General features: G+C 54.7%; 17 protein-coding genes and 3 tRNA genes. 14 read left to right on the forward strand and 6 right to left on the reverse strand.

Annotation, left to right across the window (positions count from 1 at the left end; genetic code table 11):
* Position 1 precedes the first annotated feature (1 nt).
* Positions 2-1,033: a tRNA dihydrouridine(20/20a) synthase DusA gene (dusA, locus tag ABIE61_RS00520; RefSeq protein ID WP_354405932.1), complete on the reverse strand. Its 1,032-nt coding sequence runs from the start codon at positions 1,031-1,033 to the stop codon at positions 2-4.
* A gap of 121 nt (positions 1,034-1,154) precedes the next feature.
* Positions 1,155-2,369, reverse strand: coding sequence for an OprD family outer membrane porin (locus ABIE61_RS00525; RefSeq protein WP_354405934.1), 1,215 nt, complete (start codon positions 2,367-2,369; stop codon positions 1,155-1,157).
* 128 nt (positions 2,370-2,497) lie between these two features.
* Between ABIE61_RS00525 and ABIE61_RS00530 the strand changes: the two genes are divergently transcribed.
* The 6 genes from ABIE61_RS00530 to ABIE61_RS00555 all read left to right on the forward strand — a co-directional run bounded on the left by ABIE61_RS00530 (position 2,498) and on the right by ABIE61_RS00555 (position 6,546).
* The gene (locus ABIE61_RS00530; protein ID WP_354405936.1) at positions 2,498-4,255 is read left to right on the forward strand and encodes a phosphoethanolamine transferase; all 1,758 of its coding nucleotides are present in this window, start codon (positions 2,498-2,500) and stop codon (positions 4,253-4,255) included.
* Entirely contained in the window at positions 4,252-4,623 is a 372-nt protein-coding gene (locus tag ABIE61_RS00535; RefSeq protein ID WP_354405938.1) for a diacylglycerol kinase, read from the forward strand. Before ABIE61_RS00530 ends, ABIE61_RS00535 begins: the two co-directional genes overlap by 4 nt.
* Positions 4,624-4,704: 81 nt before the next feature.
* Positions 4,705-6,189 carry a glutamate--tRNA ligase gene (gene gltX, locus ABIE61_RS00540; RefSeq protein ID WP_354405940.1) on the forward strand — a complete coding sequence of 495 codons (1,485 nt, stop codon included), beginning with the start codon at positions 4,705-4,707 and terminating at the stop codon, positions 6,187-6,189.
* A gap of 88 nt (positions 6,190-6,277) precedes the next feature.
* Positions 6,278-6,353, forward strand: a tRNA-Ala gene (locus ABIE61_RS00545).
* Between the two features lie 16 nt (positions 6,354-6,369).
* Positions 6,370-6,445: transfer RNA gene (locus tag ABIE61_RS00550), tRNA-Glu, on the forward strand.
* A gap of 25 nt (positions 6,446-6,470) precedes the next feature.
* Positions 6,471-6,546, forward strand: a tRNA-Ala gene (locus tag ABIE61_RS00555).
* Between the two features lie 5 nt (positions 6,547-6,551).
* Here the strand turns inward: ABIE61_RS00555 and ABIE61_RS00560 are convergent.
* Together ABIE61_RS00560 and ABIE61_RS00565 are read right to left on the reverse strand one after the other, a co-directional pair.
* Positions 6,552-7,148, reverse strand: coding sequence for an indolepyruvate oxidoreductase subunit beta (locus tag ABIE61_RS00560; protein ID WP_354405941.1), 597 nt, complete (start codon positions 7,146-7,148; stop codon positions 6,552-6,554).
* A complete protein-coding gene (locus ABIE61_RS00565) occupies positions 7,145-9,010 on the reverse strand; it encodes a thiamine pyrophosphate-dependent enzyme (RefSeq protein WP_354405942.1) in 1,866 nt (621 codons plus the stop codon). Before ABIE61_RS00565 ends, ABIE61_RS00560 begins: the two co-directional genes overlap by 4 nt.
* A 186-nt stretch (positions 9,011-9,196) precedes the next feature.
* On the opposite strand from ABIE61_RS00565, the gene ABIE61_RS00570 reads away from it, so the two are divergent.
* The 6 genes from ABIE61_RS00570 to paaE all read left to right on the forward strand — a co-directional run bounded on the left by ABIE61_RS00570 (position 9,197) and on the right by paaE (position 14,035).
* Positions 9,197-9,943 carry a metallophosphoesterase gene (locus tag ABIE61_RS00570; protein ID WP_206834475.1) on the forward strand — a complete coding sequence of 249 codons (747 nt, stop codon included), beginning with the start codon at positions 9,197-9,199 and terminating at the stop codon, positions 9,941-9,943.
* 407 nt (positions 9,944-10,350) lie between these two features.
* On the forward strand, positions 10,351-11,292 hold the full coding sequence (paaA, locus tag ABIE61_RS00575) for a 1,2-phenylacetyl-CoA epoxidase subunit PaaA (RefSeq protein WP_091823626.1): 942 nt from the start codon (positions 10,351-10,353) through the stop codon (positions 11,290-11,292).
* A gap of 13 nt (positions 11,293-11,305) precedes the next feature.
* Positions 11,306-11,599 carry a 1,2-phenylacetyl-CoA epoxidase subunit PaaB gene (gene paaB, locus ABIE61_RS00580; protein ID WP_091823623.1) on the forward strand — a complete coding sequence of 98 codons (294 nt, stop codon included), beginning with the start codon at positions 11,306-11,308 and terminating at the stop codon, positions 11,597-11,599.
* Positions 11,600-11,618: 19 nt separating this feature from the next.
* Positions 11,619-12,383: a 1,2-phenylacetyl-CoA epoxidase subunit PaaC gene (paaC, locus tag ABIE61_RS00585; protein ID WP_354405944.1), complete on the forward strand. Its 765-nt coding sequence runs from the start codon at positions 11,619-11,621 to the stop codon at positions 12,381-12,383.
* 6 nt (positions 12,384-12,389) lie between these two features.
* Positions 12,390-12,929 carry a 1,2-phenylacetyl-CoA epoxidase subunit PaaD gene (paaD, locus tag ABIE61_RS00590; protein ID WP_091823617.1) on the forward strand — a complete coding sequence of 180 codons (540 nt, stop codon included), beginning with the start codon at positions 12,390-12,392 and terminating at the stop codon, positions 12,927-12,929.
* An 8-nt stretch (positions 12,930-12,937) separates the two neighbouring features.
* Positions 12,938-14,035: a 1,2-phenylacetyl-CoA epoxidase subunit PaaE gene (paaE, locus tag ABIE61_RS00595; protein WP_354405947.1), complete on the forward strand. Its 1,098-nt coding sequence runs from the start codon at positions 12,938-12,940 to the stop codon at positions 14,033-14,035.
* Between the two features lie 53 nt (positions 14,036-14,088).
* Here the strand turns inward: paaE and ABIE61_RS00600 are convergent, their stop codons facing one another.
* Complete coding sequence (locus ABIE61_RS00600; RefSeq protein WP_502915014.1) at positions 14,089-14,697, reverse strand: peptidylprolyl isomerase; 609 nt, start codon at positions 14,695-14,697, stop codon at positions 14,089-14,091.
* Between the two features lie 157 nt (positions 14,698-14,854).
* Between ABIE61_RS00600 and ABIE61_RS00605 the strand changes: the two genes are divergently transcribed.
* Complete coding sequence (locus ABIE61_RS00605) at positions 14,855-15,610, forward strand: EAL domain-containing protein (protein ID WP_354405949.1); 756 nt, start codon at positions 14,855-14,857, stop codon at positions 15,608-15,610.
* 15 nt (positions 15,611-15,625) lie between these two features.
* On the opposite strand, the gene ABIE61_RS00610 is transcribed toward ABIE61_RS00605, so the two are convergent.
* Positions 15,626-17,257 (reverse strand): BCCT family transporter, encoded by a 1,632-nt coding sequence (locus ABIE61_RS00610; RefSeq protein WP_354405950.1) that lies wholly within the window; start codon positions 17,255-17,257, stop codon positions 15,626-15,628.
* Between the two features lie 126 nt (positions 17,258-17,383).
* On the opposite strand from ABIE61_RS00610, the gene ABIE61_RS00615 reads away from it, so the two are divergent.
* On the forward strand, positions 17,384-20,863 hold the full coding sequence (locus ABIE61_RS00615) for an acyl-[ACP]--phospholipid O-acyltransferase (RefSeq protein WP_354405952.1): 3,480 nt from the start codon (positions 17,384-17,386) through the stop codon (positions 20,861-20,863).
* Positions 20,864-20,902 lie beyond the last annotated feature (39 nt).

Consider the following 20,902-nt stretch of genomic DNA (forward strand, 5'->3'; position numbering starts at 1 on the left):
CTCAATCCTGTGCGACCAATGCAAGCGCAGCCCTGAAGGTGTCAACGCCTGCTTCCCTTGCATGACCGTTTTCGCTTAGATATCGGCGGAACTGTTTACCGCCACGCTGGCCGTGGAAGAGTCCAAGCAGGTGTTTGGCAGCGGCGTACAGGGGAGCGCCTTCAGCCAGGCGCTGCTCCAAGTAGGGGATGAATGCTTCGGCAATGTCCATGCGGCTGCGTGCCGGACGATCAATGCCGAAGTAGCGTTGGTCCACCTCACTGAGCAGTGGCCAGGGATTCTGGTAGGCCTCACGCCCGATCATCACGCCGTCGACCCTCTCAAGATGCTGGTCGCACTCGGCAAGTGTTTTAATGCCGCCATTGATGATGATCTCCAGCTCGGGGTATAGAGTCTTTATGCGGTAAACATGGTCGTAGATCAGTGGCGGGATATCGCGATTTTCCTTGGGACTCAAGCCCTGAAGAATCGCCTTGCGTGCATGAATGGTAAAGCTGGTGCAGCCGCTTTGGCGAACTGTCTCGACAAACTGGTGCAAGTGCTCAAAGCTGTCCAAATCATCAATGCCAAGTCGGTGTTTGACCGTGACGGGAATGCCTGCCGCTGCCCGCATTTCGCCCAGGCATTCCGCCACAAGCTGCGGGTGCGCCATCAGGCAGGCGCCGATCATATTGTTCTGTACCCGATCACTTGGGCAGCCTACATTCAGGTTCACCTCGTCATAGCCCCACTCTTCGGCCATGCGGGCGCACTGAGCGAGCTCACTCGGGTTGCTGCCACCCAACTGAAGCGCGACTGGATGCTCACTGGCGTGATAGTCAAGATGGCGTGCGGCGTCGCCATGGATCAGCGCGCCTGTCGTAACCATTTCGGTGTACAGCAAGGTGTGGTCTGAGAACAGGCGATGAAAGACCCTGCAATCAGATGTTGTCCAGTCCATCATTGGTGCGACAGAAAATCGCCGGCTGATACTGTCAGGTGTCGAAGAGGGATTGGAAGTGTCGAGTGTTTGTGGTGCCTGAGCTGAGTTCATTACTGCCTGTTCTGTTCAATTCAAGGCGGCTACTATAACACAGCTGGCAGGATGATTTGGCGGGGCGCAGAGACAAAACAGGCCCCAAAGGGGCCTGTAAAAAGAGGATGCTGACAGGTGATCAGAAAGCGCTGAAGCCGTAGTTGGCGATCAGGCGTACCTCGTCGACGTTGTCGAACTGCTCACTTTCAATGTGAGCAATGCGTGCACGCAGTGAAAGGCCTTCAAGCGTTCCGCCCTGAATTGTATATCGGGCCTCAAGATCGGTTTCGCTTTCTTTGGCATCTGACTGGGTGCTGGTATCAATATCCCAACCTTCGGTATGACGTGCCATCAGACTCAGTCCCGGTACAGATGCGACATTGTAGTCGGCGCGAACCTGCAGTGACTGTTCATCCGCACTGTTGAAGTCCAGATATTGAACGGAGTTCCAGACCATCAGGATGTTGTTGTCGTTGTTAAAGCCATCCCAGCTGTAGTCATAACCATCATCGCCACCTATGTTCTGGTAGGACAGCGTCATGGTTAGGTCGCCGGTCGTGTAGCGGCCTGCAAGGTTGAACAGGCTGGATTGATAGTCACGGCCGTAAAGGTCACCGTCATCCGTGCCGTAGTAATAGTGTGCATCTACCAGAATACTGTCGCCGTTGTTCAGTTCAAACGGATAGGACGCGTTCAGGTAGGTCTGACGCAGGTAGTCATCAGCGATGCCGTGAGCTGCCTGGACGTTCAAGCCGTTATTGAAGCTGTAGCTGCCGCCGAGTACGTACAGGTCGTACTCTTCGCCGTTGGCTTCATACTTGTCAAAGTCAGTCTCGGCCATGTTGACAGCACGATCACTGTAGATGGCATAAAGATCAGCGCCGCCCACTTGAGTATCCAGTTTGATCGCCTGGGTCGAGCTGGGGGTTGAGCGAGAGTCGTCATCGTATAGCAGAGGAGTCGTGAGAACCATGCGACCCGCACGCAGCTCGGTGACGTCACCCAATTTCAGTTTGATGAATGCCTGGCCCAGTTTGGCATAGCTCTCGGTATCATCGCCATCGGCTTTAAGCATGCCAATGCTTTCATCGCCACCGCGGCCATCCAGTTTGAGGGCTCCAAACAGGGAGGCATCAAAGCCGATAACATCGTTGATATAGGGAGAAACATAATCAATGCGCACGGCCTGAGAAGCGGCTACACGGTCTTCTGCGGTTCCCTGACGAAAGTCGCGATTGAAGTAAAGCGTACGCAGGTTGATATCCAGGCTTGGCTCATTGGCAAAGGCAGCTGGTGTGGCGATCATGCCGCAACTGGCCAATGCAATGGCGAGTGGTTTTTTGAGTGTATTCATCGTGGCTGTACCCTGTTGAATGAGAGGGTCTGCAGAGTTGTGTTCGCCAAATTTGGTATTGGCAGCAGACTGAACGGGGCGCAGTGTAATAAAATGCACCTTTGAGCTCAAACGTGTGGTGTTAGACCTTGTCTGTATTTAAAGCCTTATCCAGGCCCCTGCTGGGGTTGCCGGTAGCGATCATTTTTCTTTTGCTGCTCGATCTTCTGTTGGTGCGAGATTTGGCATGGACGCTGGAGAACTATCAGGGCAAGCGCTTCTGGGTCAATTTTGGCATCAGTGCTTTTGTGCTTTGGGCGCTGTTGTTCAATATCCGCGGCTATTGGAACCTGCACCGCCGCACTGCAGTCGCCTTGTTGGCTGGCGTGGCCATTGCCTATTTCGCCCAAAGTGCCTACTTCGGCGTATACCGCAAGTTTGTAACGGTATTTGATTTCCGTTTTTTTGCCACTGATCCCCTTATGACCGTTGAGTTGTGGCTGGAGCACGGTACCTTTCTGCGTCCTGTTCTGGCGGCAGGGCTCGCTTGTATGGTGTTGTATCTGATTATGCGCCAGCCGGCCTCCCCTCGTCGCTGGCTGCGCTGGAGTAAGGGTGGGTTGGGTGTTGCACTGTTTTTACTGGTGACTCTCAACTGGTATGGCGCACCTCATTTCCAGCTTTCACCGGTGGCCTATGCCGGTAATCTGATCAGTGCAGTCGAGTTCAATTACAACCGGGATGACTACCCGCCAAAACCCACGTTGAATTACCGCGAGCAGGTGCCTGAAGGAGCGCCATCGCTGGTATTTGTGATCGGCGAGTCACTGAACGTGAATCATATGGGGGTTTATGGCTACGAGCGTGCGACAACACCGAATCTTAGCCGGCTGCGGCAGGAGCAAAAGCTGGTTGCCATGCGCAATGCAGTGAGTATTGGTCCACGCACGCTGACCTCGGTTCCCTATATGTTGACCGGATTGCAAGGAGTTGACCCTCATGGAGTGATCTACTCCGTACCGACGCTGTTCAATTATGCGAAAAGTGCTGGCTATGTCACTGCACTGATCACGGCGCAGGATTTCCAATGGCGTAATACAGATAAACTTTTTGTTGATCAGGATATGGATCACTTTGAGCAGGGCAGTCATTTCAGCGCTGACGTCAGTGTGTCGATTGGTGCTGACGATCGGGTGGTGCTGGAAAAAGGTATCAAACCCTGGCTGGAGCGCCAGTCAGAAGATGAGCGTCCCTTCATGCTGGTGGTTCAGATGAGCGGCAGTCACACACCGTTTTCTCGCCAGGTACCGGCCGATATGAAGCAGTTCTTGCCGGAAGAAAACCCCAACAGCATCAACGCCTATGACAACACGGTGTGGTACACCGATCTTGTTCTAAATGAACTTTTTCAGTCAGTAAGAGCCGAGAATCCGAACAGCTGGATCTTTTACTCATCCGATCATGGGGAGCATGTGACCGGAAAGGGTGGCGCATTTCATGGCGATTTTCAGGATGAGGTGACACACAACAGTTTTCTGGTTTTCCCGCCTGCATCACATTATGAAACGGTTATTGGCAAGGTGGATGCTCCGCTGTCACAGGCAGACATTTTCGCTACTCTGCTGGAACTGATGCAAGTGGAACCGGTGACACCTATTGATGGCTTGAGCCTGTTGGGGGACATTCCTGAAGATCGGATACGAATTGTCACGGCGTTTATGAAAACTCTGCATAATGATCCGCGGGCTGCGCTGGTATTCCCGGATCGTCGTATCTGGGAAGTGGATTTTGAACGCAGTAATGTACGCTTGGCCGATGGGGAGAGTGTGATTCCCTACCGCCAGATGGATGAGCAGTACCGTCAGATGTTCGACCGTCGAATTAATGCAGGGAAAACAAGCGAATGATCGTAACCAAAACCACGGGGCTGGCGAGGTTTTATTACGCCACCCGCTATTCAATCAAGGGACTGCGAGCTGCCTATCGCAGTGAGCCAGCATTTCGGTATGAGCTGTGGGCGGCAACGTTACTGTTGCCATTGGCATTCTGGCTGGCTCAATCCGGCTTGCAGTTGGGGCTTTTGATCAGCTCACTGCTGTTTGTGCTGATCATGGAGCTGATCAATACTGCCATAGAAGCGGTGGTCGACCGTGCCGGTACCGAGTTCCATGCTCTGGCTGGCCTGGCCAAGGATCTTGGATCGGCAGCGGTGTTGCTGGCGCTGTTTATTACGGCTTTGATCTGGGGCGGTATCGCCTGGGACAATTTCAGCTGACGTTCCTGCATGGCAGCTTGCCTGCCTTGCGCGTTATAATGCCGCGTTTAACTCACCCCATTACAGGATCGAGTCACCATCATGACTGTTCGTACCCGTGTAGCACCGTCACCTACTGGCGATCCCCACGTAGGCACCGCCTATATTGCACTGTTTAACCTCGCTTTTGCCCGTCAGCATGGCGGTCAGTTCATTCTGCGTATTGAAGATACCGACCAAACCCGCAGTACGGCCGAGTCTGAACAGGCGATCCTTGACTCGTTGCGCTGGCTGGGGCTGGAGTGGGACGAAGGCCCTGATGTGGGCGGTCCACATGGTCCTTATCGCCAGAGCGAACGCAAGGATATGTACAAGGACTTTGCCATGCGTTTGGTGGAAGAGGGCACGGCGTTCCTCTGTTTCCGTACCGCCGAAGAGCTGGATGAGCTGCGTGAAACCCGTCGTGCCGATGGCAAGCATACCGCCCTGAAACAGAGTGACCTTGAGTTGCCGCAGGATGAGGTTGAGCGTCGCATGGCGGCGGGAATGCCTTACGTGGTCCGCATGAAGGTACCCGAAGAGGGTGTCTGCGTGATTGACGACATGCTGCGCGGCCCGATCGAGCTGGATTGGGGGCAGGTTGATGCTCAGATCCTGCTCAAGTCCGATGGCATGCCGACCTACCATCTGGCCAACGTGGTCGATGACCATTTAATGCAGATCACACATGTGATTCGTGGCGAAGAGTGGATCAACTCAGCGCCCAAGCATAAGCTGCTGTACCAGTACTTTGGCTGGGAGATGCCGCAGTTGTGCCACATGCCGCTGCTGCGCAACCCGGACAAATCCAAACTCTCCAAACGCAAGAACCCGACCAGTATTCTGTACTATCAGCGCATGGGGTATCTGCCGGAAGCGCTGCTGAACTATCTTGGTCGCATGGGCTGGTCGATGCCGGATGAACGCGAGAAGTTTAATCGTGACGAGATGTTTGCCAACTTCGATATTCAACGTGTGTCTTTGGGTGGGCCCGTATTTGATCAGGAAAAGCTGAGTTGGCTCAATGGCCTGTGGATCCGTGAAGAGCTGAGCCCAGAGCAGTTTGCGGCACAGGTACAGAAGTGGGCGTTGAACCCCGAGTATCTGGCGCAGATCATTCCGCTGATTCAGCCACGCGTCGAGAAATTTACCGACATCGCACCGCTGGCTGGTTTCTTCCTCAGCGGAATGTTGTCGATCACCGAGGCGGATTTTGAGCACAAGAAAGTCGAGCTTGATGAGGTGCGTCGCATCCTGCAGTTCAGTGTTTGGCATATGGATCAGCAGGGCCAGTGGGACCGTGACAGCCTGTTCGCCGAGCTGAAAAAACTGGCTGATGGTATGGATATCAAGATTCGTGATTTCCTGTTCCCGCTGTTCGTAGCCATATCCGGTACGGCACAAAGTGTTTCAGTGGTGGATGCCATGTCCATTTTGGGACCGGATATGAGCCGCGCCCGTCTGCGCCATGCACTTGAAGTAGTGGGTACGCCGTCCAAGAAGGAAACCAAGCGTCTCGAAAAGGAATACAAGGCGCTAACTGACTGATTCAGTTGTGCAAATTGTCAAATTTCCTGCAAGAAAACGTTTGACAGCACAGGGTGGGGCCATTACTATACGCCCCGTCCTTTGACGAGGGGCCTTAGCTCAGCTGGGAGAGCGCAACACTGGCAGTGTTGAGGTCAGCGGTTCGATCCCGCTAGGCTCCACCAAATCGTCATACACTGCGTCCCATTCGTCTAGTGGCCTAGGACACCGCCCTTTCACGGCGGTAACAGGGGTTCGAACCCCCTATGGGACGCCATTTTTACAGGCATTCGCCTGATTGTGGGGCCTTAGCTCAGCTGGGAGAGCGCAACACTGGCAGTGTTGAGGTCAGCGGTTCGATCCCGCTAGGCTCCACCATCCTCTTATATCTTTCCAGGTTCTCTGTAACCGGCATCAAATGCCTGCTCATTAAGAGTCAGCATTTTTCCACCCTTGTTGGCAAAACGGTCCAGCAAAGCCTGTTTCAGCAAGCCGCTGTCGAAAGGCAGATGTCTGGCTGCGGCACCGAGCATCAGGCTGTTTACCAATCGACGATCCCCCATGCCAATGGCCATATCCCCGGCATTCAAGCTGCTGACGCTGATCGGATACCGGGCCAGCTGTTCCAGTGGTGCATCCGGATATTCAAACAACCCTAAAGATACAACCGGTGGAGTTTGTGCAAAGGTGTTTACCAGTGCAGCTGCACCTGTGCGCAGATGTCCCGCCCAGCGCAGTGCCTCAGCTGGCTCGAACGCCAGTAGCAAGTCGGCGTGTCCGGGTGTGATGGAAGGGGAGTACACGTGCTCACCAAAGCGGACGTGGGAGGTTACAACACCACCGCGCTGTGCCATGCCTGCTACCTCTGTCTTTTTCACATCATGGCCGGCGCGAATGGCAGCCTGAGCAATAATGTCCGCTGCGGTCATGACGCCTTGTCCGCCAATTCCGGCCACCAGTATATTGGTTACGTAGCTCATGCACTTACCTCCACTGCATTGATTCGGCTGTCGCGGCTTAGCGGAATGATGGCATCCGGGCCGCAGGTGTTGATGCAAAGATTGCATCCGGTACAGGCTGCGCTGTCGATTTTCACGAATGCCAGTTGCTTTTCACGACCGTTGGGTTTGATCACCGTTTCACGCCGTTCAACCAGAATGGCCGGGCAGCCTACATCAAGGCAGTTGCTGCAGCCGGTACAGCTGTCGGCATCTACCGCCAGAGCCGGTTGTTGTCGGTAACGCTCGGTAAGGACGCAGGGCTGATTGGTGATGATGACCGACGGCCCGGTTTGTTTGACCTCTTCGCGCAACGCCTTGAACAGTACGGGCAGTTCATATGGGTTTACCTCATGGATTCGCGCTGGTTTGACACCTAGGGCCTCACACAGCTTTCTGAAATCTACCTGTATGGTTTCCTCGCCATGAAGATCAAGGCCTGAAGAGGGGGCGTTCTGTCCACCGGTCATCCCAACTGCTCGGTTGTCCAGCAGCAGGATGGTAACGTTGCCACGGTTGTAGGTGATGTCCAGCAGTCCCTGCATACCCATATGCAGGAATGTGGAATCGCCGATGACCGCAATGACATTCTTGTTTTGATCCGCTTCACTGCGCCCCTTGTCGATCCCTTGGGCAACGCTTAGTGAAGCCCCCATGCTGATGCAGGTATCCAGTGCATTCCATGGCTGGCCGGCCCCCAGCGTGTAGCAACCGATGTCGCCGGAGATAATGGTGTTTTTAACGTGTGCGAGGCAGTAGTAGATGCCCATGTGAGGGCAGGCGACGCACAGGGTTGGTGGGCGCGGAAACAGGTCGTTTTGAGTGGCAGGGGCAGTGGTGCAGGTGTCACCGGTGAGCTGGGCCAATGCGGGCCTTAGTACGGAAGGTGTCAGTTCTCCGATCCGAGGCAGGATATCCTTACCGCTGAGCTGGATGCCGGCCGCTTTCAACTCGGTTTCGAGCAGGGGTTCGACCTCTTCTGCTACAATAAGCTGGTCAACCCCTTGGGCAAAGGCTCTGATTGTTTCAATGGGGGCGGGGTGGCTAAGCCCAAGCTTCAGAACGGGGGCTTCCGGAAATGTTTCGCGTACATGGCAATAGGCGGCTCCCGAGGTGACAAAGCCAATCCGCCGATCCCGGCCTGGCTCGAACCGGTTCAGTTCACAGCCTTCTGAAAATTGCGCCAACTCTTTATCGCGTTGCATCATCAACGGTATGCGGTTGCGTGCGTTGCCCGGCACCATTACGTAGCGGCTGCTGTCCTTATTGAAGAACCGTGCAACCGTTTTTTCGGACGCATCGGTTCGGACCAGTCCCTTTACGTGGCAGATACGGGTGGTTAGGCGCAGCAGCACGGGTACTGAAAACTGTTCTGACAGGCTGAAAGCAAAGCGGGTCATGCTGTAGGCTTCCTGCGCGTCACAAGGCTCCAGCACCGGAATATGGGCGAACCGACCCCAGTAGCGAGAGTCTTGCTCATTCTGTGAGGAAGAGAGCCCCACATCATCCGCCACTGCAATGACCAGTCCGCCAACCGCGCCAATCAGTGTTTGAGTCATCAAAGCATCGGATGCCACGTTTAGTCCGACGTGCTTCATGGCGCAAAGGGCCCGGCTTCCGGCCAGCGAAGCGCCAATCGTGACCTCAAGTGACACCTTTTCGTTGATCGACCACTCTGAGTAGACCGTTGGATAGGCTGACAGATATTCCAGTATTTCGGTGGATGGTGTTCCGGGGTAGGCTGCTGCCACACGGCAATCGGCATCGCGGGCAGCCATCGCTACCGCTTCGTTGCCGGAAATGAATATGGCCTGTGGGTTACGTACCTGTTCGGCGGCGGTCATTGGGCGCTCCATGACAAGATGATATTTTTTATTAAAGGTCTTGTTCGAAAATGAATCATGTTTCGAGTGTAGAGCTGCAGCCACGGGCGTATACGGATCTGGATCAATAAAGCGTGAATGTGGCACATTAGCCAATAGCAGCGCGGCGAAGAGCGTTGATGTCGATCATCAGGGAGCGGGAATGTTATGAATGTAATCCAGCATGTGGCAGCTAATCAGCGTGGGCGCGATTTTGTGGTGGGTGATATTCACGGCTGGTACGGGCCCTTAATGGCTGAGCTGGAGGCGGTCTGTTTTGACCCTGCCCGGGATCGGCTGTTTTCAGTGGGGGACTTGATCAATCGAGGGCCGGATTCAGAACGTTGCCTGCTGTTGACTCAAGAGCCCTGGTTTTTTGCGGTGCGCGGAAATCACGAGCAAATATTGTTCAACTGGCTGAAACAGCCTGAGGCGGTGGATGTGGAAACATGGCTGCGATACGGCGGCAGAGCCTGGTTGGGCACCGGTCCGGAACACTACTTTGCTCGCCATGCGAAGCTGCGCCAGCATGCTGAGATGCTGGCAGAGCAAATGCCCTGGGTAATTGAGCTTGAGGTGGGTGATGGGCGCAGAATCGGCATCTCACACAGCACCTTCCCGCTGGATGAATGGGAAGACCTCGCCCTGAGGCTACCGTTTGAGCCTGCGTTGCAGGAAGCCTTGTTGTGGGAACGCCCCATTAAGCAGCCTGAATTTGTCCACCATGTGGAGGGGATCGACCTGACGGTACATGGCCATGTGGTTGTGCCAAGGGTCGAGCGACGTGGCAACGGCATATATATTGATACGGGGGCTGCGTTGTTTGAACAGCCGCTGAAGCCTGAAAGCCGTACTCATAACCCGCGTATTACGGCGATCGAACTCAGCGAATTGTTTGTGATTTCAGCTCACTGAACCGCAATCGGTGCGGTGTCACTCTTGAACTCAAGTCGTTTTCGGCACATCTGCAGTATCTGTTCGGCGATACCTTAACTGACGTGAATCAATTTCAGCATTGACTCGGAGCTACGCCCTCACTTGTCGTATTTATTGACTAGACTGATCCGTATGACTGCACCCGCAGTATCATTGCTTCAAGTGATACAATAATTCAAAAAAAGTTTTGTTTTTATGTATCATTTAAGTAGATTTGGTAGTACATTTAATCTATCGCATGTTGGTGAGCGTATCCTGTTGTATCTGTGCCTGAAGCGGTACAGCTAAACAGGCTGTAAGTGGCTAGAGCGATACAAAAAACACTCTGGCTTAGAAAAATAAGTTACACAGTGCGACAGAATGAACCAAGATCGGAGAGCAGAACGATGACGCCCGAAGAAAAGAATTTCATGCGTAAGATCGAAGCGGAAGAGAAGATCGAGCCCAAGGACTGGATGCCTGCGGAGTACCGCAAGAACCTGATCCGTCAGATCTCTCAGCACGCTCACTCTGAAGTGATCGGCATGCAGCCGGAAGGCAACTGGATCACCCGTGCACCGTCTCTGCGCCGCAAGGCGGTATTGCTGTCCAAGGTACAGGACGAAGCGGGACACGGCCTTTATCTCTACAGCGCAGCCGAAACCCTGGGTATTTCTCGTTCCGAAATGATCGAGCAGCTACAGACCGGTAAAGCCAAGTATTCCTCGATTTTCAACTACCCGACCCTGACCTGGGCTGATGTAGCGGCGATAGGTTGGCTGGTTGATGGTGCTGCCATCGTGAACCAGGTATCCCTGCAGCGTACCTCTTACGGTCCGTACTCACGCGGCATGATCCGTATCTGTAAGGAAGAGAGTTTCCACCAGCGTCAGGGCTATGAAGCCATGCTGGCTTTGGCCAAGGGTTCTCCGGAACAGAAGGCGATGGCTCAGGACGCCCTGAATCGCTTTTACTGGCCGGCCCTGATGATGTTTGGTCCGCACGACACCGAATCTGCCCACTCCCAGAAGTCCATGGAGTGGAAGATCAAGCGCGAGACCAATGACGATCTGCGCCAAAAATTTGTTGACCAGACCGTCAAGCAGATTGAAGTGCTGGGTCTTGACCACCCGGACGCCAACATCAAGTGGAACGAAGCGCGTGGCCACTACGACAGCAGCGATCTGAACTGGGACGAGTTCTGGAGTGTGATCAACGGTAACGGTCACTGCAACCGTCAGCGTATCGAGCACCATGTTGCCGCTCACGATGAAGGCGAATGGGTTCGTGACGCCATTACTGCATACAACGAAAAGAAACGCGCCAAAAAAGCACAGCGTGCAGCTTAAGAGGTAACTGGAAATGACAAAGCCAACAGAAAAACTGGAACTGTTTGAGGTTTTCGTACGCTCCAAGCGTGGTCTGGACCACAAACATGTCGGCAGCCTGCACGCTGAAGATCCTGAACAGGCACTGGAGTACGCCCGCGACTGCTACACCCGTCGCAGCGAAGGCGTCAGCCTGTGGGTCGTAAAGTCCAGCGACATCTGCGCCTCTCAGGAAGATGATGCGGATTGCTTCTACGATCCGAACGATGACAAGCCCTACCGTCACGCGACTTATTACGTGCTGCCCGATCCCGTCAACAACATGTAATTGGTGAGGAGATAGAGTAATGAGTGACGCAATCAAGGCGGCAACGCTTGAATATGCCACCCGTCTGGGTGATGACTCCGTGGTTCTGGGCCACCGTATCTCCGAGTGGGTGAGCTACGGTCCGTTCCTCGAAGAAGACATCGCCTACGGCAATGTGGCACTGGACTACATCGGTCGTGCTCGCATGTTCTATACCTATGCAGCCGAGCTGGCCAACGATGGTCGCACCGAAGATGACTTCGCCTACATGCGCAGCGATCGTGAATACCGCAACCTGTTGTTGATGGAAATGCCCAAGGGTGATTTCGCCTACTCTCAGGTTCGTCAGCTGTTCGCGGATGTGTACTACACCATCATGCTGCCGCATCTGGAGCAGTCCAAGGACAAAACGCTGGCCGCAATCGCCTCCAAGGCGATCAAGGAAACCAAGTATCACCTGCGTCGCAGCCGCGATTGGGTACTGCGCCTGGGTGATGGTACTGAAGAGAGCCACAAGCGTACTCAAAAGGCCGTGGATGCACTCTGGGGTTACACCCACGAGATGTTCGACATGGATGAAACCGAGCAACTGCTGGCTGACAACGGTATCGGTGTCGACGTATCCAAGTTGCGCGATGAGTGGCACAAGGTGGTCAGCGATATTCTGACCGAAGCGACTCTGACCGTACCGGAAGACAGCTGGGCCGTACGTGGTGGTCGTACCGGCTACCACACCGAGAATCTGGGTCACATGTTGACCGAGATGCAGATCGTGCATCGCTCTCACCCCGGATGCCAGTGGTAACGCGCCATGAATGAAATCTCACTGATGCCGGAAGAGCAGTATCGCCGTTTGCAACAGCGCAACGCCCCGGACGTAAAGGAACTCTGGAATTTGCTCGATGAAGTGAAGGATCCCGAAGTCCCGGTACTGAGCATCTGGGATCTGGGGATTCTGCGTGACGTGGAGCGTGATGGTGACCGTATTGTGGTCACCATCACTCCGACTTACTCCGGCTGTCCGGCGATGAACACCATCACCGATGACGTGGTGGCTCAGCTCAACCGAAACGGTTATGACAAGGTCGAAGTCAAAATGACGCTGTCGCCGGCCTGGAGTTCGGAGTGGATGTCACCGGAAGGACGCCGCAAGCTGCGCAACTACGGCGTGGCACCGCCGGAAGATGCCGATATCGATGCGGATGGCCTGACCCCGGATGCCCATGCCAAGTGCCCGCACTGTGGCTCGCGCAACACCCGTCGGATAAGCGAGTTTGGCTCCACCGCCTGCAAGGCGCTGTTCCAGTGCAACGATTGCAACGAGCCTTTTGACTATTTTAAGAAGATATAGGTGAAGCGATGTCTGACACCAATTTCTACACGCTAAAAGTGGCCGAAGTCCAGCCTGAAACGGACTCGGCCATCTGCGTGACTTTCGAAGTACCTGAAGAACTGAAGCAGAAGTTCAAGTTTATCCAGGGCCAGTTCCTGACCCTGCGCGCCATGATTGATGGCGAAGATGTGCGTCGTTCCTACTCCATCTGCTCCGGCGTGAACGATGGCCACATGCGTGTCGGCATCAAGCGTGTACAGGACGGCCGTTTCTCCAACTACGCCAACGACCACTTCAAGCCGGGCGTTGAGGTTGAAGTCATGCCGCCGCAGGGCAGCTTCTACACCGAGCTGAACCCGGATAACGCCAAGAACTACATGTGCATCGCGGCGGGTTCCGGTATTACGCCGATGATTTCGATCATGAAATCCGTGCTTTCAACCGAAGCCAACAGCAAGGTCACGCTGATCTACGGTAACCAGCGCAGCAATACCGTGATGTTCAAGGATGAGCTGAACTTCATCAAGAACCGTTATATGGATCGCTTCCAGTGGATCAATATTATGGACTATGAAGATCAGGGAGCGGATCTGCTAAACGGTCGCATCGACAACAAGAAAGGCTATGCACTGCAGAAGAGTGGCCTGATCGATATCAAGAGCACCGATGAAGCGTTCATTTGTGGTCCTGAGGCGATGATGACCGAAGTCTCTCGTGGCTTCCGCATGGAAGGTTTGAGTGACAGTCAGATTCACTACGAACTTTTTGCCACTTCATCTGCAGACTCCAAGGAGATGCTGGAGAAGGCACAGGCGCGCGTAGCGCAGTACGGCGAAGACAAAATGAGCAAGGTGACCGTGGTCGCCGATGGTCGCTCCGTGATGTTTGATCTGGCTACCGTGGGTCAGAACATTCTGGATGCGGGCATGGATGCGGGCATGGACCTGCCTTACTCCTGCAAGGCCGGTGTGTGCTCCACCTGTAAGTGCAAACTGACCAAGGGTGAAGTGGAGATGGATATCTCTCACGGACTGGAGCAGCACGAAATTGAAGCCGGTTACGTGCTCAGCTGTCAGGCGCACCCGATCACCGATGAGGTCGTGCTGGACTTCGATCAGCGCTGATACCGCGTTGGTTTATACCAGAACGCCCCGCCCAGTGCGGGGCGTTTGCGTTTCTACTCTTCGCTCGATGGGTTGCTGGCCGTGTCGTCAAGCGTTTGTTCGGCCATGCGTACGGCGCTTTCGATCACCACGGGTGTCAGCGGTACATCTCCGTGCATGCCTGTGCGGCCGGTTTTCACTGCACTGATTTCATCGATGGTGTTCATGCCGCTGATCACTTTACCGAACACGGTGTAACCGGTTGGTCCATTGCGGCCGTCAAGCCGAACGTTATCAGCTGTATTGATGAAGAACTGGGCTGTGGCGCTGTCCAGGTCCCGTGTGCGAGCCATGGCGATGGTGCCACGTTGGTTGCTCAAGCCGTTGCCCGACTCGTTCTTGATCGGCGCATCAGTTTCAACCTGCTCCATCTCGACCGTGAAGCCGCCACCCTGGATCATGAAGCCCGGGATTACGCGATGAAAGATCAGGCCGTCATAGTGGCCCTTGTCCACGTATTGCAGGAAGTTTTTCGCAGTAATGGGGGCCTTGTCGGCGTTAATCTCCAGTTCGATCGGACCCAGTGTGGTGTTCAGTAATACCCGGGGCATCGTGTCTTCGGCGTGGGCAGGCATAAAAGTGGCTGGCAGAAGTGCCAGGCCAAGCAGTAGTGGTTTGAGCATAGTGTCCTCCTTGGTTATCGCTGCGATTATAACCACTGAGCACTCGGTTGATAGTCGTGATAGGCAGTAACTTTCAAGAGTGACACTCTGACACTACACTTTTTTTTGATCTAGAATACTGTAAACCCCTGAGTCGTGTTTTATACAAGGATACACCATGCCCCCGCAGACACTTCCCGGCTGTGCCGGATGTCAGGTGCCGCTGGATTTTGATTTTACCTTTGCCTTTCAGCCTGTAGTGGAGCTGTCCAGTGGCGAGATCTATGGATACGAAGCGCTGGTGCGCGGCGTGGATGGGGCGGGTGCTTTCTCCGTACTGTCAAAGGTGAATGACGAAAACCGCTATGCCTTCGATCAGGCATGCCGCGTAAAGGCGATAGCTCTGGCTGCCCGGCTTGGCATGAAGCAGGTGTTGAGTATCAACTTTCTGCCCAATGCCGTGTATGAGCCAGCGCACTGTATTCGCAGTACCCTTCAGGCTGCACGGGAACATGGCTTCCCCATTGATCGGATCATGTTCGAGATTACCGAGTCAGAGCGGGTGCACGATGCCAATCATCTGACTCGGATCTTTGAATATTATCGTCAGCAAGGGTTTATCACGGCACTGGATGATTTTGGGGCTGGCCATGCCGGGCTCAATCTTATGGCCAGCTTCATTCCGCATACGCTGAAGTTGGATATGGAGCTGGTGCGCGATATCGACAGCAGTCGGGTTAAACAGATCATCGTGGGTGGGTTGATCGATATCTGTAACCAGCTCGATATTCGTATTCTGGCCGAGGGGGTCGAAACCGCCGCCGAGATGGAGTATTTCCTCCAACACGGCGTGACCTTGATGCAAGGCTACTACTTTGCCAAACCGGGCTTTGAATGTCTGCCCAAGGTTGATTTCGAGAAACTGCCCGACTGATCAGGCAAGGGCCGGTCATAGACCGGCTGAATCCTGTGCTCTGCGTTCGATCGCGGGCTCTTCGATCACATCTTCCGCTACCGCCCAGGGTTCTGCCGGAGCCAGTTTGCGCTCACCGGTGCGAGCAGCATAGCGCTCTTCTCGCAGCGCACGCAGCAAACCGGTCGCCATGGCCACCACCACCAGTGAAAACGGCAAGGCAGCGGTAATAACAGCTGCCTGCAGGGTTTCGAGTCCGCCGGCCAACAGCAGAACTGCCGTCAGCAGAGCCAGAAAAACTCCCCAGAGAATACGGTGCCCAGAGGGCGGATCGGTATCCCCGCCAGACAGAATGGTGGTAATCACCAGTGTGCCGGCATTGGCTGAGGTGATCAGGTAGGTACCGATCAGCACAATCAGCAGAGTGGATACAACCGGTGTCATGATACCCAATGACATCCCTTCAATCATGACAAACAGGGCCGAAGAGATATCGTTGTACACGGCTTCAATGACACCGCCGCCTTGAAACAGCTCCTGATACAATGCGGTGCCGCCAAACAGGCCTATCCAGATAATAGTGATGCCGGTAGGAACCAACAGTACACCGGTGACAAACTCACGGAAGGTGCGCCCGCGTGAAATTCGGGCGATAAACATGCCAACAAATGGGCTCCAGGCCAGCCACCAGCCCCAGAAGAACACAGTCCACTCTGCTTGCCAGTGGCCACCATGGGTGGCGTTGGTGTGGAAACTCAGGGGCAACAAATTCTGGATGTAGTCGCCGGTGGCTTCAATGGTGACGCCGATCAGATACTGTGTAGGGCCTAGAATCAGCATGAAGAAGACGGCGGCAATGCTAAGCCAGAAGTTCATTTCCGATAGCAGCCGCACACCACGAGAAACACCAGATACCACCGAGACGGTGGCGATCATCATGATACCTGCGATCACGGTCAACTGCAGTTCGGTGGAATTGACGATGCCAAATACACGATTAAGCCCGGCGTTCATCTGTTGAACGCCAAGGCCCAGTGTTGTGGCAATGCCAAACACAGTGCCGAATACCGCCAGCAGATCGATCAAATCACCAAAGGCCCCATGAATTCGGTTGCCCAGCAGTGGGCGCAAGGCTGAGCGTACAGTCAATGGCTGGTCGTGGCGAAAGGCAAAGTAGGCCATGGTGAGCCCGACAAAGGAGAAGATGGCCCAGCCGTTGATGCCCCAGTGAAAAAACGAGAGCCGCATGGCGATGATGGCTGCGTCGGCATCGGCGCTGCCAAACTCAACAAAAGGGTTGTCTTGAAACTGAAGAATCGGCTGTGCCACCGACCAGAAAAGAATCCCGACCCCGGTTCCGGCTGCAAACAGCATGCTGACCCAAGAGAAAAAGGTAAATTCGGGTACCTCAGCATCGTTGCCCAGACGCACATTCTTATAGCGCCCAGTGCCGAGCCAGATCATGAAGAACAGCAGAAAGGCAACCAGCAGGACGTAATACCATTCCAGAAAGGGGTTGAGCCAGCTGCGCAGCTGACCGATTGCGGCAGCACTTTCATCGGTGAAGAAAACACCGGCTACCACCGTCGCCAGAACCATCAGGATGGCGATGGTGCTCATCCCTGCGTTCATCCCCTTGAACGGGCCTGTCTGTGCCTGATTATACAATGCACTATCCTCCTTTTATCGGGTAAGATCCTGAAATGGTAAGGGTTGAGGCACTGATTACAACCGTGCCGAGAAAATAGAGTCACGGGCTGTCGGTTCGCTGAGGGTGTGGGAGAGGGTGTTGGAATGACGGAATTACTGAAGATACGGGGGTTTCCGGCGTTCATTCTGGTGGCGTTTATCAATGCGTTTATCGACCTGGGACACAAGGTCACCATCCAGAACACCCTTTTCAAAAGTTATGATGGTGAAACGCAAATTCTGCTGACGGCTGTCGTAAATGGCTTGATCCTGCTGCCTTTTATTATGCTGTTTACCCCTGCAGGTTTTGTTTCCGACAAGTACCCCAAACACCGTGTCATGCAGCTATCCGCAGCGGCGGCACTGTTAATTACGCTGGCTATTACAGCCTGTTACTATGCCGGCCTGTTCATTCCCGCCTTTGCCCTGACCTTTATTCTGGCTGTGCAAAGTGCGATTTATTCACCGGCAAAATACGGTTTTATTCGGGAACTACTCGGTGTTGAGCGTTTGAGCGAAGGCAATGGCTGGATTCAGGCTGTTACCATTGTGGCGATACTAAGTGGCATTGTGGTGTTTTCGGCGCTGTTCGAGTGGATGCTGGCCGGGCAGACGCTGCATGGCCCAAATCAAATTCTGCCAAACGTGGCCTCACTTGGCTGGGTTCTGGTGGGTGGAGCAGCCCTGCAGCTACTGCTGACCTTGCGTCTGCCGGCCTTGAGCCAAACCGATCCTCGACAATGTTTTAGCGTGCGGGATTACGTCAGTGGGCGCAGTCTGTGGCGTAACCTGGCCGAGCTGGCGAGTGTACGCACCATTCTCCTGTCCATATTTGGCCTCGCCATGTTTTGGTCAATCAGTCAGGTGATGCTGGCTGTATTTCCCGCCTATGCCAAAGAGCATCTGGACCAGAACAACACATTCATTATTCAGGGAGCGATGGCGCTGGCAGGGGTCGGCATCATGATTGGCTCTGTCATCGCGGGTCGCCTGTCACGACACTACATCAATGCCGGACTCATTCCCCTGGGTGCCTGTGGTGTGGCATTGGGGCTGCTGCTGTTGCCACAACTGAACAGTATTGCCCTCTGTGCGCTGGCCTTTCTGCTGATCGGGGCCAGCGGTGCGATGATGATTATCCCGCTCAACGCCATGATTCAGTTTAACGCTGAAGAGTCGCGTCTGGGTCGCGTACTGGCTGGCAATAATTTTGTTCAAAACGTTTCCATGCTCAGTTTCCTGCTGCTGACCGTGACAAGTGCACTGTTATCGGTACCCTCAACTTGGGTGCTTTGGCTGCTGGCGCTGGTGGCGGTATGTGGTGCAATCTATGCGGTGATCTTGCTGCCACAAGCGCTTGTACGTCTTATGGCGACAAGTCTGATTCGACGTCGCTACAACCTGAAGGTGCTTGGGTTCGAGCACCTGCCGGTGAGCGGAGAAGGGACTCTTCTGCTTGGGAACCATATCAGCTGGCTGGACTGGGCCATGCTGCAGATGGCTTGCCCGCGTCATATCCATTTTGTGATGGAACGCTCGATTTATGAGCGCTGGTATCTGCGCTGGTTCCTGGATTTGTATCGTGTCATTCCCATCTCTGCGCGAGGCCCGCGCAGCGCCATGCGCCAGGTACGCAAGCTGCTGGCTGATGGCCGAGTCGTGTGTCTGTTCCCGGAAGGCGCCATCAGTTACAGCGGTCAGCTGGGCGAGTTCAAACGTGGCTTTGAGCGGGTCGCTCGTGAAAGCGGGGATGGTCCGGTTCCGAATGCGCGGATCATACCTTTTTATCTGCGGGGGTTGTGGGGCAGTCGCTTTTCTCGCTCCAGTGAGCGGCTGCAGGGATTTGACAACCGTGGGCTCAAACGTGATGTGATAGTGGCATTTGGTGAACCGCTGCCGCTTGATACCCGTGCTGAAACGGTCAAGCAGACGGTTGCCCAGCTATCGATTCATGCCTGGAATGAGTACACCGACAGCCTAGAAACGCTGCCGCGAGCCTTTATTCGTACAGCCAGGGCGGCACCCTCTGAATGGGCTTTGACCGATCTTAACGGCCCTGTGCTTAACCATCGCAGGCTGTTGACGGCCTGTATCCTGTTCAGTCGCCGGCTTAGAAAGATTGAAGAGCAAAATGTTGGGCTGTTGTTGCCGACGGCGGCCGGTGGTGCCATTGCCAATATGGCGCTTTTGATGTCAGGCAAGACGCTGGTCAACCTGAACTACACATCACCGGAGCACGTGTTGCTGGGTTGTGCCGAGCGGGCCGGTGTACGCACACTGGTCACCTCGTCACAGTTTCTGCGCAAGCTGGAGCAGCGAGGCCTGAGTTTCAGGCAGCTGCTGGAGCGAATGAATGTAATCATCCTGGAAGACGTAAAAGCCGGGATCGGCAAGCCAGAGTCGCTGCTGACCCTGATGCAAGCAGTACTGACGCCGGTATGGGCGTTGCACTGGCGTTATGGGGGGGCGTCTGATCTGGATGATACCGCCGCGATCATGTTCTCATCCGGTAGCGAGGGAGCCCCCAAAGGGGTCATGCTGAGCCACCGTAACATGATGGCAAACCTTAAACAGATCGCGGCCGTGTTGAACGTTCAGGAGGATGACTGTGTACTGGCAACGCTGCCCCTGTTCCATGCCTTTGGCCTTACCGTTACCAGCATGATGCCGCTGGTGGAGGGAATCCCGCTGGTCTGCCAGCCGGATCCGACTGATGCGGTCAATATCGGCAAGGCGGCAGCGCGCTATCGTGCCACGATTCTGTGCGGTACCAGCACCTTTCTTGGCATTTATGTGCGCAACCAGAAATTGCATCCGCTGATGTTCAGCTCGTTGCGTTTGGTGGTGGCAGGAGCCGAGAAGCTCTCGCCGCAGATAAAATCCGGCTTCGAGGCGCGCTTTCGCGTTCCGGTCCTGGAAGGATATGGCTGTACAGAAACCACGCCGGTGGCCAGCGTAAACCTGCCGGATTACCTCGATACACAGTGGTGGCACCTGCAGCGGGGGCAGCGCGAAGGGACCGTGGGCATGGCACTGCCTGGCTCCATGTTCAGAGTCGTAGACCCGGTTTCGCTGAAGCCGTTACCGGTTGGTGATAGCGGAATGATCCTGCTGGGAGGCAGTCAGATCATGAAGGGATACCTCAACGAACCTGATCGTACTGCCGAGGTGATCCTTGAGGCGGATGGTTTGCGTTGGTACAAGACTGGTGACAAGGGGTACCTGGATGAAGATGGCTTCCTTACCATCATTGATCGCTATTCACGCTTTGCCAAGATAGGGGGCGAAATGATCTCGCTCAGCTCGGTAGAGCAAGCCGTGCAGTCAGAACTGGATCAGCCGGAGCTGGTGCTGGCGGCGGTTGCTGTACCGGATGAGCGTAAGGGCGAGCAAATTGTATTGCTGGTGGAGGGGGCTGATTCCGAGTCGATTCAGTCGCGCTTGCGGAAATCTTCAATTGCGCCGCTGTGTCGGCCTGCAAGGGTGTATACCGTTGACCAAATACCTCTGCTGGGCAGTGGCAAGATGGATCTTCCCGCGCTGCGGCAGCTTGCACTGGAACAGCAAGGCATATCTGAGGCATAATTCCGACTATAGTACTGGGTTATTATCAGGCTCAGATCG

The organism is Marinobacterium sp. MBR-111 (assembly GCF_040547585.1).
In the GTDB taxonomy this organism is placed as follows: domain Bacteria; phylum Pseudomonadota; class Gammaproteobacteria; order Pseudomonadales; family Balneatricaceae; genus Marinobacterium; species Marinobacterium iners.